The following is a 12,974-nucleotide window of genomic DNA, read 5'->3' as shown; positions in this document are numbered from 1 at the left end:
TCAGGCGCGCGCCTGGCTGATCGCGTAGAGCGAGATGCCCGCCGCGACGCCGGCGTTGAGCGACTCCAGCGTCGAGGACATCGGGATGGACACGAGCTGGTCGCACGTCTCGCCGACCAGTCGCGACAGGCCCTTGCCCTCGCTGCCGATCACGACCACGAGCGGTCCGTCGCCGAGGTCCATCTCGGGCAGCGCGACGTCGCCGTCGGCGGCCAGGCCGATGACCATGAGGCCCGCCTCCTGGTAGGCCTTGATCTGGCGGGTGAGGTTCGTGGCGCGTGCCACCGGGACGCGGGCCGCGGCCCCGGCCGAGGTCTTCCACGCGGCAGCGGTCATCTGGGCCGCGCGACGCTCGGGGATGACGACGCCGTGCACGCCGAACCCGGCCGCCGAGCGCACGATCGCGCCGAGATTCCGCGGGTCGGTGATGCTGTCGAGCATGACGATGAGCGGCGGCTCACCGCGCTCGGCCGCGAGGTCGAGCAGGTCGTCGGGGTCGGCGTAGTCGTACGCCTCGAGCTTGGCCGCGATGCCCTGGTGGACGGCACCCGACGTGATGCGGTCGAGCTCGTTGCGGGCCACCTCGAGCAGCGGCACGTGCAGGTCGGCCGCGAGCTGGAAGATCTCGCGGACCCGGTCGTCGCGGTCGATGCCCTCGGCGACCTGGAGCGACACGACCGGCACGCTGGCGCGCAGCAGCTCCACGACGGAGTTGCGGCCCACCACCAGCTCGGGACCGTCGTCGCCCCGTCGCTTCGGCCGGCCCGACTGACGCCGGTCGGCCGCCTGGGCCATCTTGTACTTCTTGTGGTTCGGACGGTCCTCGGCGCGGGGCGTGGGGCCCTTGCCCTCCAGACCCTGTCGGCGTCGTCCGCCCGAGCCGGCGGTGGGGTTGCCCTTGCCGGTCTTCTTGATCGCGCCCTTGCGCTTGCTGTTGCCGGCCATCAGCGGCCACCCTTCAGGTTCCAGCGGGTCCCCGAGGGCGTGTCCTCGAGCTCGATCCCCGCAGCAGTCAATTGGTCGCGCAGCTCGTCGGCGCGACCCCAGTCCTTCGCGGCCTTGGCCTCCGCGCGCGCCGCGACGAGCGCGTCGACCAGCTGGCCGAGCGCGTCGGTGGCGACGCCCGAGCCGTCCTGCGTGCCCCACGTGAGCGGGTCCAGACCCAGCACGTCGAGCATCGCGCGGACCGAGGCCAGCGTCGCGGCGAGCGCCGCGGTGTCGCCGTCGGCGAGCTGGCGGTTGCCCTCGCCGATCTCGGCCTGCAGCACCGCGAGCGCCGCCGGGACCGAGAGGTCGTCGTTCATCGCGTCGGCGAACGCCTGCGGCACCGTGCCGGGCTCGCCCTCACCGACCAGCTCGGCGGCGCGCACGCAGAAGCCCTCGATGCGCTCGAACGCCGTGGCCGCCTCGGCGAGCGACTGCTCGCTGAACTCGATGATCGAGCGGTAGTGCGCGGCGACGAGGTAGTACCGCACCGCGATCGCCGGGACGCGCTTGACGACCTCCCCGACCGTGAGCGTGTTGCCGACGCTCTTGCTCATCTTGGAGTTGCCCAGGTTGAGCATCGCGTTGTGCATCCACACCCGCGCGAACCGCTGGCCGGCCGCGCGCGACTGGGCCAGCTCGTTCTCGTGGTGCGGGAAGCGCAGGTCGAGGCCGCCGCCGTGGATGTCGAACTCGTGACCGAGGTACTTCGCGGCCATCGCCGAGCACTCGAGGTGCCAGCCGGGTCGGCCGCGACCCCACGGTGTGGGCCACGAGGCGGACTCGGGCTCGTCGGCCTTGCGGCCCTTCCACAGCGCGAAGTCGCGCGGGTCGCGCTTGCCCTCGGGCGGGGCGTCGGGCGCGGCCTGCATGTCGTCGAGGCGCTGGTTGGACAGCTGGCCGTAGTCGGGCCAGGAGCGGACGTCGAAGTACACGTCGCCCGATCCGTCGGTGGCCGGGTAGGCGTGGCCGCGGTCGATGAGCTCGGTGATCATCTCGATCATCTCGGGCACGTGGCCCGTGGCGCGCGGCTCGTACGTGGGCGGGCGGCAGCCCAGCACCTCGTAGGCGGCGTGCAGCGCGCGCTCGTTCTCGTAGGCGACCTCGAACCACGGCTTGCCCTGCTGACGGCCCTTGGCGAGGATCTTGTCCTCGATGTCGGTGACGTTGGCGATGATCGTGACCTGGAGGCCCGCGTGCTCGAGCCAGCGGCGCAGCACGTCGAAGACCAGCTCCTTGCGGATGTGGCCGATGTGCGGCGGACCCTGCACGGTCAGCCCGCAGTGGTAGATGCCGACCTGGCCGGGCACGACGGGGTCGAGCGGTCGCAGCTCGCGGCTGGCGGAGTCGTAGAGGCGCATCGTCACGCCCCCAGCGTATCGGCCGCGGACAGGCCCACGGACCGCGACGAACCGCACCAGCGCCGTCACTTCGCTACCAACCGCCACAGTTTTCACTTAGCCTGATCCGGTGATCCGCCGACTCTTCCCCGTCGCGGCAGCGCTCACGGCCCTGCTGACGTCCGTCCTGATCGCGCCCGGCCTGGCCACCGCGCCCGCCGAGGCCGCCTCCTACCCGCGCCCGAAGCTGACCCAGTTCACGCCGAAGCTGACGATCCCCGCCGGCGCGAAGGCCAAGTCCTGGCGCTCGCCGTGGGTCTCGACCCCGCAGGCCAGCACCGCGCTGATCCCCTCGTGGAACGTCACCCGCATGCCCAGCGGCACCTGGATCAAGGTCAAGGTGCGCGTGTCCAGCGGCTCCACCGTGTCGTCCTGGAAGACCGTCGCCCAGTGGCGCCACGCCCTCGCGGGCGGCCAGCGCCGCACGTACGGCGCGCAGGCCGATCGCCTGGCCCGCGTCGACACCGACGTCGTCCGCGCGGTCACCGGCAAGACGTTCACGAAGTGGCAGGTGCAGGTGTCGGCCGGCCGCAAGACTGTCAAGACCAAGACTCCGATCGTGCGCACCGTCGCCGGCGTCTCGTCGACGTACGTGAGCAAGACCGCGGGCACGTCGAAGACCACCATGACGAGCACGGTGGACCTCAAGGTCCCGGCGTCGTCGCAGATGATCCACTCCGGCCACTACCCGCAGTACGGCGGCGGCGGCGAGGCCTGGTGCTCGCCCACCTCGACCTCGATGGTGCTGCGCTACTACGGCCTCGGCCCGAAGGCCGCCGACTACGCGTGGGCGTCCGGCGCCGACCGCTGGGTCGACCACGCCGCGCGCTACTCCTACGACTCGTCCTACAAGGGCACGGGCACCTGGCCGTTCAACACGGCCTACGCGTCGATGTACAGCACCGACGCCGTGGTCCACCGCCTGGTGAACCTGCGCGAGATCGAGGCCTACGTCAAGAAGGGCGTGCCGGTCGTGACGTCCGTGGCGTTCGGCCGCGGCCAGCTGAGCGGCTCGCCGATCAGCGCCACGCCGGGCCACCTCATGGTCGTGCGCGGCTTCACGAAGGGCGGCGACGTCCTGGTGAACGACCCCGCGGGCCGCACGAACTCGCAGGTCCGCCGCACCTACGACCGGGCGCAGTTCGAGCGCGCGTGGCTGAAGGGCAGCGGCGGCGTCGTCTACGTCATCGCGCCGCGGAACAAGCGCCTCACGTTCTGAGCCCGACTAGGGTTCAGGCGTGAGCGCTCCCCGGGTCGGCATCGGAACCGACGTCCACCAGCTCGTCGACGGCCGTCCCCTCTGGGTGGCCGGTCTGCACTGGCCCGACGCTCCGCGCGGGCTGGAGGGCCACTCCGACGGCGACTGCGTCGCGCACGCGATGGTCGACGCCGTGCTGACCGCCGCAGGGCTGGGCGACATCGGCAGCCGCTTCGGCACGGCCGACCCGCGCTACGCCGGAGCGTCGGGCACCGAGTTCCTGCGCGCCACGGCCGACCTCGTCCGCGAGGCCGGGCTGTCCGTCGGCAACGTGAGCGTGCAGCTGATCGGCAACGAGCCGCGCCTCTCCGGCCGCCGCGACGAGGCCACGCAGGTCCTCTCGGAGGCCATCGGAGCCCCGGTCTCGCTCTCGGGCACCACCACCGACGGCCTCGGCCTCACCGGCCGCGGCGAGGGCATCGCCGCCATCGCCGTCGCCCTCGTCCTCTAGTAGGCACACTCAGGTCGGGAGGTCGGCGACGGCGCGGTCGTCGGACGCGTAGTACTCCGCGAGGATCCGCTGGGCGACCCTCGCGCCGCCGTCCTCGAGCCGCGCGCGGCCGCCGGGAAGGTGCCCCAGCACGCGGTGCCGAGCGCTGTTCGCGACCCAGAGCATCGCGTGCGCCCACGGCGGCCGCCAGGGCAGCCCGAGCTCGCGCATGCTCTCGCGGCCGAGGAACAGGCTGAGCATGCTCAGCGTGCGCTCGGTCTTCCAGCGGCCGTGCGGCAGCTCCCCGAGCACCGAGATGATGTCCTGCGAGAGCCGCGGCCCCGCCTCGGTGATGGTGTCCTGCGCCAGCACCACGTGGTAGTTGATCCGCTGACGCTCGCGCTCGCTGTCGACGAGCCACTGCTCGTCGACGCCCATGAGCCAGCCCACGTACTTCCACAGGTGCATCACGGCGTCGGAGTCGCGCCGGCTCACCGGGACACCGAGCGCCTTCACGCCGATCAGCACCGTGCCGTCGAACAGGCCGAGCGTGCCGGCCTGGTCGGCCTGGTTGATCGGCAGTCCCCACCGCGCGGTGTCCCAGCGCGACGCGAACGTGTGGTTCACCAGCGCGTGCATCGCGCGGACGTGTGCCGTCGTGCGCCAGCCCTCGCCGCGCACCGCCAGTCCGCCGGGCGTGGTCACCGCCACCGCCCACGACTGCGTCTCGGCCAGCCGCCGGCGGGTGGACGACCCGGCCAGCGCGCCCGTCGCCACGAGCAGGTCCGGCGGCCCACCGAACCGGTAGCCGCCGATCAGCGAGAGCTGCAGGAGCACGTCGGCGGCGTTGCGGCCGAACCGGCGGAACACCCGCGCGCCCTCGTCGACGAGGTCGCGGTCGAGCCACGGCGGGTCCTGCTCCAGCGTCCCCACGAATGCGGCGAGCGAGGGAGGCGTCGCGTCGTCCACCCCGTGCTCGAGTGCCGCGCGGAACTGCGCCATCGAGACCTTCTCGGGGTCGCCGGCCGGCAGCCGCATCGCCGCGGCCAGGCGCGCCCCCAGCTCGTCGCGCTCGGTGAACCCCCGCCCGATCCGCTCCATGAGGTCCTCGTCGACCTCGCGGACCCCGGCGAGCGTCCTCAGCACCCGCCCCAACCGCACATTGCGCTGTCCCCCGGCGCGAAACCGCGTGGGCGGGACCTGGACCGTCGTCATGGGAACACCGTGACACGAGCATTTGCTCGCATACAATTCGCGTCATGGCCCTGAGGAAGCTGCCGCGGCAGCAGCGCTCGCGCGAGATGGTGGACCGGATCGTCGCAGCGGCTCGCGACGTGCTCGTGGCGGACGGCTACGACCGGCTCACCACCAACCGCGTCGCCGACCGTGCCGAGGTCAGCCCCGGCTCGCTCTACCAGTACTTCCCGGACAAGGCGTCGATCGTCGAGGAGGTCACGGCCCGCTACGTCGACCGGCTGGCCGAGGACGTCGTGGCCTCGCTCGTGGACCACGTCCACGAGGACCCCGAGGCGATGGCCCGCGCCACGGCCGAGGCGCTGCTGTCGGCGCTCGAGCGCGACCCCACGCTGCTGCGGGTGGTCTGGGAGGAGCTCCCCGCCGCGCGGCACCTCGACGATCGGCTCGGGCTCGAGCGGCGCGTGCGCGACGTGCTGCGCGCCTACCTCGGCGGCCGGCAGTCCCCGGTGGCACGTCGGCGCGACCCCGCGCGCTCCTCGTGGCTGATCGTGCTGGCCGTGGAGTCGCTGGCCGTGCGCTTCGTGCTGGACGAGGACCCGCCGCTGACCCGCGACGAGCTCGTGGACGACCTCGTGGCCCTCGGCCTGGCCTGGTGGTGAGGCGCCCGCAACGCACGAACGCCCGGCCGGAGCCGGGCGTTCGTGGTGCTGCTGGTGATCAGGAGGCGAGGACCTCGTCGAGACGGATCTCGGCCTTGTCCTCGTTCGTGTTCTCGGCGAGCGCGAGCTCGGAGACGAGGATCTGGCGAGCCTTCGCCAGCATCCGCTTCTCACCGGCCGAGAGGCCACGCTCGTGGTCGCGGCGCCAGAGGTCGCGCACGACCTCGGCCACCTTCAGGACGTCTCCGGAGTGCAGCTTCTCCAGGTTCGCCTTGTAACGCCGGGACCAGTTGGTGGGCTCCTCGACGTGCTCCGCACGGAGCACGCTGAAGACCCGCTCGAGACCGGCCTCGTCGACCACGTCTCGCACCCCCACCAGGTCGACGTTGTCGGCCGGCACACGTACGACCAAATCGTTCTGAGCGATGATCCGGAGGACGAGGTACGTGCGGTCCTCACCCTTGATGTTCCGGACCTCGATGTCTTCGATCACCGCAGCACCGTGGTTGGGGTACACAACGGTTTCGCCGACAGAGAAAGCCATGGAGAAAGCACCTTTCCTAGGTGACCAGAATAACATGCGCGGTGGAGTACCCTGCCTGCCTTCGTCCACGGTGGGCCCCGATACCATGCCAGCGTGAGCACACGTCGTCGCACCATCGCCGCCATCGCCCTGGCCGTCTCCGCCCCGTTCGCGCTCTCCGCCTGCGGTACGAGCTTCGGCGCCCAGACGAACCAGCAGTACCAGGCCGGAGTCGGCGCGAACCTGCGCACCGGCCCGATCGGGGTCTACAACGGCCTGTTCGTCGACAACGGCGACGGCACGGCCACCTTCTCCGGCGGCCTGCTGTCCGACGAGGCGCAGACCATCGAGTCGGTCACCGTCGACGGCGCCGCGAAGAAGCTCGCGCGCCCCATCTCGCTGGAGCCGAACGCGCTCCTCACGCTCGGCGCGGCGGGCGAGATCGTGGTCCGCAGCGACGTCGCGGCCGGCGACTACGTCACCATCAGCTTCGCCGCGACGCCCGGCGGCGACGTGAGCATCGAGGTCCCGGTCGTCACCCGCACCGAGATGTACTCCGACGTCGCGAAGCGTCCCACCTCCCCGGCCGAGGCCGAGGCGCCCCAGGCTCAGGAGTCCGCTCCCGCCGAGGGCGACGAGGGCCAGTCCGACACCGAGCAGGGCGACACCTCCCCCGGCGGCAGCTGAGACTCCCCCGACACACGACGAAAGGGCCCCGGCGGATCGCCGGGGCCCTTTCGCGTGCGGTCGTCAGGCGACGGGCAGCTCGCCCGTGACGAGGTAGACGACGCGGCGGGCCATGCTGACGGCGTGGTCGCCGACGCGCTCGTAATAGCGCCCCAGCAGCGCGAGGTCGATCGCGGTGTCGACGCCGTACTCCCACGTGCCGTCGAGCAGGACGCGGAACAGCTCCTGGCGGAGACGGTCCATCTCGTCGTCCTCGACCTCCAGCTCGGCCGCGGCGTCGAGGTCGCGCTCCGACACGATCCGCGCCGCCGACCCGATCATCGAGTGGGCCACGCTGGCCATGTCGCGGATGAGCGGCTGCACCGGGAGCGGCACCGCCATCTCCGGCGCGCGGCGGCGCGCGATCTTGGAGACGTGGACGGCCAGCGCGCTCATGCGCTGCAGGTCGGCGACCATCCGGAGGGTCGAGACCAGCTGGCGCAGGTCGGTGGCGACGGGCTGCTGGGTCGCGAGCAGGACGAGTGCCCGCTCCTCGACCTCGTCGATGGCCTCGTCGATCCCCCGCTCGCCGGCGATGACGGTCTCGGCGGTGGCGATGTCGGTGTCGAGCAGGGCCCGAGTGGCGTCGGCCACGGCGGCTCGCACCCGGTCGGTGATGATGACGAGCTCGTCGACGATGAGGTCGAGCTGCTCGTAGTACTGGTCGCGCATGGGTCGACCGTAGGCGTGCTGCGTGAATGATCGGCGACCTGCGGTGAACGGGCGGTGAACGCCAGCGGAAAGCGTGCTCGCAGGGCCTGCCGCGATGGCGGTCCGGGCGGACGGTCGGCCTACGATCGGTCTCGTGGAGGTCTCAGAGATCCTGGCCGGCGCCGCCGGCATCGTGCTCGGCGCGCTCATCACCTATGTGTGGTGGTTCTCCGAGCGGTCCCAGGAGGCCGCCCCTCCCGCCCCCGTCCCGGCCGTGCCGCCGGACATCGCCACCGTGCTGTCGGTGCTGCGCTCGTCGGCGCTCGTGCTCGACCAGGAGGAGCGCGTGCTGCGGGCCTCCGCCGCCGCGATCGGCCTCGGCCTGGTGACCGACGACGACCGCCTGCGCAGCGAGGAGCTGCTCGACCTCGTCCGCCTGGTCCGCCGCGACGGCGAGGTGCGCGAGGACGAGTTCGAGATCCGCATCCGCCGCCGTCCCCCGGTCTACGTGCGCGCCCGCGTCGCACCCCTCTCCCACGGGCTCATGCTCGCGCTGGTCGAGGACCGCACCACCGAGCAGCGCGTCGAGACCCTCCGCCGCGACTTCGTCGCGAACGTCAGCCACGAGCTGAAGACCCCGATCGGCGCGATCAGCCTGCTGGCCGAGGCCGTGGGCGAGGCCAGCGACGATCCCGAGGCCGTCGTGCGCTTCGCGTCGCGCATGCAGTCCGAGAGCGAGCGCCTGACGCGCCTCGTGCAGCAGATCATCGACCTCTCGCGCCTGCAGGCCGACCTGGGCAGCGACGACGCGGCCGTGATCAAGGTGGGCGAGCTCGTCGCCGAGGCGGTCGAGCACTCGCACACCGACGCCGAGGCGAAGTCGATCACGATCTCGCAGGACGTCGAGCCCGACCTGTTCGTCCAGGGCGACCGGGCCCAGCTGCACGCCGCCGTCAGCAACCTCGTCGAGAACGCCGTCACCTACAGTCCCGAGGGATCGGTCGTCGCCGTGGGCGCGACCGGCGACGGCGAGGACGTCCGCATCACCGTGTCCGACCACGGCGTGGGCATCGCGCCGGAGGAGCAGGACCGGATCTTCGAGCGGTTCTACCGGGTCGACCCGGCGCGCGCCCGCGCCACCGGCGGCACCGGTCTGGGACTGTCGATCGTCAAGCATGTCGCCGCCGGCAACGGCGGCTCCGTCGAGGTCTGGAGTGAGCCGGGCCTCGGATCGTCCTTCACGCTGGTGCTGCCGGCGCGGGACGTCGATGAAGGAGAGCGCGAGTGACCAAGGTCCTGATCGTCGAGGACGAGGCCAGCTACAGCGAGGCCCTGTCCTACGTCCTGCGCAAGGAGGGGTACGACGTGGCCGTCGCCGAGACCGGCCCGGACGCGCTGACCGCCTTCGAGCGCGGCGGTGCCGACATCGTGCTGCTCGACCTCATGCTGCCGGGCCTGTCCGGCACCGAGGTGTGCCGCACGATCCGCCAGACCTCGTCGGTGCCGATCATCATGGTCAGCGCGAAGGACACCGAGGTCGACAAGGTGGTGGGACTCGAGCTGGGCGCCGACGACTACGTCACCAAGCCGTACTCGCCGCGCGAGCTCGTGGCGCGCATCCGCGCGGTGCTGCGTCGCGGTGCGCCCGAGGAGGTCGACGACGACAGCGTCATCGAGGTCGGCGGCGTGCGGATGGACGTCGACCGCCATCTCGTCACGGTCGACGGCGCCGAGGTGCGGCTGCCGCTCAAGGAGTTCGAGCTCCTCGAGTACTTCCTTCGCAACAGCGGCCGCGTGCTGACGCGCGGCCAGCTGATCGACCGCGTGTGGGGCGCCGACTACGTGGGCGACACCAAGACGCTCGACGTCCACGTGAAGCGCCTGCGCGCCAAGATCGAGGACGACCCCGCGCACCCCACGGTCCTCACGACCGTGCGCGGTCTGGGCTACAAGTACGCCTGAGTCCGCGGGAAGCGCTGGGCGTGACGTTTCGGGGCCGGATGCGGCGCTTCGACCCCGCGAACGTCACTGCCAGCGTTCTCAGCGGCCCTGGTTGGCGACCGCGGCGATGGCGGCCGCGGCAGCCTCGGGGTCGAGGTACTGGCCGCCGCGCTGCGTGGGCTTGAGGTCCTCGTCGAGCTCGTAGACCAGCGGGATGCCGGTGGGGATGTTGAGGCCGACGACCTCGTCCTCGCCCAGCCCGTCGAGGTGCTTCACGAGCGCGCGCAGCGAGTTGCCGTGCGCCGTGACGAGCACCGTCTTGTCGTCGCGCAGGTCGGGCACGATCTGGTCGTACCAGTACGGCAGCATCCGCACGAGCACGTCGGCGAGGCACTCCGTGCGCGGCAGCAGCTCGCTGGGCAGGTCGGCGTAGCGGGGATCCCCGGCCTGGCTGAACTCGGAGTCGTCGTCGAGCGCCGGCGGGGGCGTGGAGTACGAGCGGCGCCACGTCATGAACTGCTCCTCGCCGAACTCCTCGAGCGTGGCCTTCTTGTCCTTGCCCTGGAGGGCGCCGTAGTGGCGCTCGTTGAGGCGCCAGCTGCGCTTGACCGGGATCCAGTGGCGGTCGATGCCGTTGAGCGTGATCTCGGCGGTGCGGATCGCGCGGCGCAGCAGCGAGGTGTGCGAGACGTCGGGCGCGATGCCCGCGTCGTTCAGCAGCTGGGGCGCGCGGAGCGCCTCCTGGACGCCCTGCTCGTTGAGGTCGACGTCGACCCATCCGGTGAACAGGTTGAGGGCGTTCCACTCGCTGTGACCATGACGCAGCAGGACCAAGGTGCTCATGCCGACAGCCTAGTGCCGGGCGCGGGACCCCGGCTCAGGGCTGCGCGCTGATGGACTGCAACGCGCGCAGGTAGTCGTCCTGCGAGTGCACGCCCGCGAGCGTGTAGCGCGCGTCGACGACCACGAACGGCGACGCCTCGGCGCCGATCGCGCGGGCGGTCTCGCGCTGCTCGTCGACCTCGGCACCCAGCTCGTCGCTGGCCAGCAGCGCCTCGGCCGTCTCGAGCTCGAGGCCGACCAGCGCGGCCCGGCTCGCCAGGACGAAGCCGTCCGACACGTCGGCGCCCTCGAGGAAGTGCGCCCGCCACAGCTGGTGCAGCAGCTCGCGCTGGACCTCCGAGCCCGACTCCTCGGCCCACGTCAGCAGCCGCCATGCGTCGGTGGAGTCGGCCGGGACGACCTCGTCCACGTTGAGGTCGATGCCGGTGATGCGCGCGGCCGCGGCGACGTCGTCGGCCGTGCTGGCCGCACCGAAGGTCGCCGCGCGGTACGAGACGTCGATCGGCTCGCCGGTCAGGATCGTGTAGAGCGCCGCGGCCCGCTCGAAGCGCACCGCGCCCACGTAGGACCAGGCGTCGACGACGTCGGCGAAGACGATGGCTTTCACGCCGACCACGCTACGGGACGGGGCCCGGGGGCTCAGTCCTGCGGGCGCAGGTGGCGGAAGGCGTCGAGGTTGCGCGTGGACTCGCCGCGCGACTCGCGCCAGCGCCACTCCTTGCGGATGCTCGACGCGAAGCCCAGCTCGAGGATCGTGTTGAACGACTCGTCGGCGTAGAACAGCACCGAGCCCAGCAGCCGGTCGAGCTCGTCGGCCGTGACGGCCTCCAGCGGCAGCCGGCCGTCGAGGTAGATGTCGCCCGCGGAGTCCACCGCGAACGCGACGCCGTAGAGCTTGAGGTTGCGCTCGAGCATCCAGCGGTAGACGGCCTCGTGGTTCTCGTCGGGGTGACGCGCGACGAAGGCGTGCACGCCCAGCGCGTGCTGGTTGACCTCGAGCCGGCACGTGGTCTTGAGCTTGCGCTCGCCCGGCAGCTCGACCTCGAACACGTCGTTGCCGTGGCGCGTGTACTCCAGCCCGGCCTCGTCGAGCGCTGCCTCGATCACGTCGCGGACGTCGGTCATCGTGCCTCCTCCTGCGCCGCCACGCGGTCGTGCAGGGCGGCGGCGTAGACGTCGAGGGTGCGCTCCGCAGTGACGTCCCAGCCGAACGACTCGGCGTGGCGCACCGCCTTGGCACCAGCCTCGGCCCGGAACGCGGGGTCCGCCAGGTAGGGGCGGATCGCGGCGGAGTACGCGGCCGGGTCGTGGCCGTCGACGAGGGTGCCCGTGACGCCGTCGGCCACGGCCGTGGTCAGGCCGCCCACGGCGGCGGCCACGACGGGGGTGCCGCAGGCCTGGGCCTCGATGGCGACCAGCCCGAACGACTCGTTGTGCGACGGGACGCACACGACGGCGGCCCGCGAGTACCACTGTGCGAGCTCGGCCTGGCTGACCGTCGGGACGAAGTCGACGCGGTCGGCGATGCCGAGGCGGTGGGCGAGGTCGGTGAGCTCGGTGGGACGCTCCAGGCCGCTCCCCGAGGGACCGCCGATGATGGCGACCCGGTGCGGCTCGTCGATCAGCGCCGACGCGTGCAGCACGACGTCGGGCGCCTTGAGCGGCTGGATGCGACCGGCGAAGACGATCAACGGCGGCTCGTCGTCGGGCTGGGACGCACTGAAGACGTCGAGGTCGACGCCGGGGTGCACGACCTCGACGGCGAGCGGGTCGGCCTCGTACAGGTCGATCAGCTCGCGGCGCTCCTCGGCCGTGTTGGCGATGAGGCGGTCGGCGAGGCGCACGATCTCCTCCTCGCCGGCGACGCGTCCGACGGGTTCGGGGGTGTCCCCCGTGGCCAGCGCCGCGTTCTTGACCTTCGCCATCGTGTGCATCGAGTGCACGAGCGGCACGCCCCAGCGCTCGCGCAGGACGGTGCCGACCTGACCCGACAGCCAGTAGTGCGAGTGGACGAGGTCGAAGTAGCCGGGCTCGTGCCGGGCCTCGACGCGCAGCACGTCGCGCACGAACGCACACAGCTGGCTGGGCAGGTCGCCCTTCGTCAGTCCCTCGAACGGGCCGGCGGCCACGTGGTGCACGCGGATGCCGTCGGCGGCCTCGACGACCGGGGGCAGGTGGCGCGAGGTGGCGCGGGTGAAGACCTCGACCTCGATGCCGCGCGCGGCGAGGCGCCGCGAGAGCTCGAGGACGTAGACGTTCATGCCGCCCGCGTCGCCGGTGCCCGGCTGGTCGAGCGGGGAGGTGTGCGCCGACAGCATCGCGACACGTCGGATCCCTCGGGCAGCCATGGGCTCCATTCTGG

The 12,974-nt window shown here is 71.9% G+C and carries 15 protein-coding genes; 6 read left to right on the top strand and 9 right to left on the bottom strand.

Annotation, left to right across the window (positions count from 1 at the left end):
* Together rlmB and cysS are read right to left on the bottom strand one after the other, a co-directional pair.
* Positions 1-945: a 23S rRNA (guanosine(2251)-2'-O)-methyltransferase RlmB gene (rlmB, locus tag ACGWYL_RS08005; protein ID WP_269305197.1), complete on the bottom strand. Its 945-nt coding sequence runs from the start codon at positions 943-945 to the stop codon at positions 1-3.
* Entirely contained in the window at positions 945-2,351 is a 1,407-nt protein-coding gene (gene cysS / locus ACGWYL_RS08000) for a cysteine--tRNA ligase (RefSeq protein WP_395486893.1), read from the bottom strand. The genes rlmB and cysS overlap by 1 nt, the downstream gene beginning before the upstream one ends.
* A 103-nt stretch (positions 2,352-2,454) precedes the next feature.
* Here cysS and ACGWYL_RS07995 point away from each other — a divergent pair, with 103 nt between their 5' ends.
* A complete protein-coding gene (locus tag ACGWYL_RS07995; RefSeq protein WP_395486892.1) occupies positions 2,455-3,603 on the top strand; it encodes a peptidase C39 family protein in 1,149 nt (382 codons plus the stop codon).
* A 19-nt stretch (positions 3,604-3,622) separates the two neighbouring features.
* Positions 3,623-4,093, top strand: a complete 471-nt coding sequence (gene ispF / locus ACGWYL_RS07990; RefSeq protein WP_179426548.1) for a 2-C-methyl-D-erythritol 2,4-cyclodiphosphate synthase — start codon at positions 3,623-3,625, stop codon at positions 4,091-4,093.
* 9 nt (positions 4,094-4,102) lie between these two features.
* Here the strand turns inward: ispF and ACGWYL_RS07985 are convergent, their stop codons facing one another.
* A complete protein-coding gene (locus ACGWYL_RS07985; protein ID WP_395486891.1) occupies positions 4,103-5,287 on the bottom strand; it encodes an oxygenase MpaB family protein in 1,185 nt (394 codons plus the stop codon).
* Between the two features lie 44 nt (positions 5,288-5,331).
* On the opposite strand from ACGWYL_RS07985, the gene ACGWYL_RS07980 reads away from it, so the two are divergent.
* Entirely contained in the window at positions 5,332-5,928 is a 597-nt protein-coding gene (locus tag ACGWYL_RS07980; RefSeq protein ID WP_395486890.1) for a TetR/AcrR family transcriptional regulator, read from the top strand.
* Positions 5,929-5,986: 58 nt separating this feature from the next.
* On the opposite strand, the gene ACGWYL_RS07975 is transcribed toward ACGWYL_RS07980, so the two are convergent.
* Entirely contained in the window at positions 5,987-6,472 is a 486-nt protein-coding gene (locus tag ACGWYL_RS07975; RefSeq protein WP_179426552.1) for a CarD family transcriptional regulator, read from the bottom strand.
* Between the two features lie 93 nt (positions 6,473-6,565).
* On the opposite strand from ACGWYL_RS07975, the gene ACGWYL_RS07970 reads away from it, so the two are divergent.
* Positions 6,566-7,138 (top strand): hypothetical protein, encoded by a 573-nt coding sequence (locus ACGWYL_RS07970; protein ID WP_179426554.1) that lies wholly within the window; start codon positions 6,566-6,568, stop codon positions 7,136-7,138.
* Between the two features lie 63 nt (positions 7,139-7,201).
* Here the strand turns inward: ACGWYL_RS07970 and phoU are convergent, their stop codons facing one another.
* Positions 7,202-7,849 carry a phosphate signaling complex protein PhoU gene (phoU, locus tag ACGWYL_RS07965; RefSeq protein ID WP_179426556.1) on the bottom strand — a complete coding sequence of 216 codons (648 nt, stop codon included), beginning with the start codon at positions 7,847-7,849 and terminating at the stop codon, positions 7,202-7,204.
* 133 nt (positions 7,850-7,982) lie between these two features.
* Between phoU and ACGWYL_RS07960 the strand changes: the two genes are divergently transcribed.
* Both ACGWYL_RS07960 and ACGWYL_RS07955 read left to right on the top strand, forming a co-directional pair.
* Positions 7,983-9,116 carry a sensor histidine kinase gene (locus tag ACGWYL_RS07960; protein ID WP_395486889.1) on the top strand — a complete coding sequence of 378 codons (1,134 nt, stop codon included), beginning with the start codon at positions 7,983-7,985 and terminating at the stop codon, positions 9,114-9,116.
* Complete coding sequence (locus tag ACGWYL_RS07955) at positions 9,113-9,790, top strand: response regulator transcription factor (RefSeq protein ID WP_179426560.1); 678 nt, start codon at positions 9,113-9,115, stop codon at positions 9,788-9,790. The genes ACGWYL_RS07960 and ACGWYL_RS07955 overlap by 4 nt, the downstream gene beginning before the upstream one ends.
* A 78-nt stretch (positions 9,791-9,868) precedes the next feature.
* Here the strand turns inward: ACGWYL_RS07955 and ACGWYL_RS07950 are convergent, their stop codons facing one another.
* Genes ACGWYL_RS07950 through mshA form a run of 4 tightly spaced genes read right to left on the bottom strand, consistent with a single transcriptional unit; the run spans position 9,869 to position 12,960 of the window.
* A complete protein-coding gene (locus tag ACGWYL_RS07950) occupies positions 9,869-10,612 on the bottom strand; it encodes a phosphoglyceromutase (RefSeq protein WP_269305191.1) in 744 nt (247 codons plus the stop codon).
* Positions 10,613-10,646: 34 nt separating this feature from the next.
* A complete protein-coding gene (locus ACGWYL_RS07945; RefSeq protein WP_179426571.1) occupies positions 10,647-11,219 on the bottom strand; it encodes a DsbA family protein in 573 nt (190 codons plus the stop codon).
* A 32-nt stretch (positions 11,220-11,251) separates the two neighbouring features.
* Positions 11,252-11,737, bottom strand: a complete 486-nt coding sequence (locus ACGWYL_RS07940; RefSeq protein ID WP_395486888.1) for a YbjN domain-containing protein — start codon at positions 11,735-11,737, stop codon at positions 11,252-11,254.
* Complete coding sequence (mshA, locus tag ACGWYL_RS07935; RefSeq protein WP_395486887.1) at positions 11,734-12,960, bottom strand: D-inositol-3-phosphate glycosyltransferase; 1,227 nt, start codon at positions 12,958-12,960, stop codon at positions 11,734-11,736. The genes ACGWYL_RS07940 and mshA overlap by 4 nt, the downstream gene beginning before the upstream one ends.
* Positions 12,961-12,974: the final 14 nt, after the last annotated feature.

The organism is Aeromicrobium sp. JJY06 (assembly GCF_044069275.1).
GTDB classification, from domain to species: Bacteria; Actinomycetota; Actinomycetes; order Propionibacteriales; family Nocardioidaceae; genus Aeromicrobium; species Aeromicrobium tamlense.
This window is presented reverse-complemented; position numbering and strand designations above follow the sequence as displayed.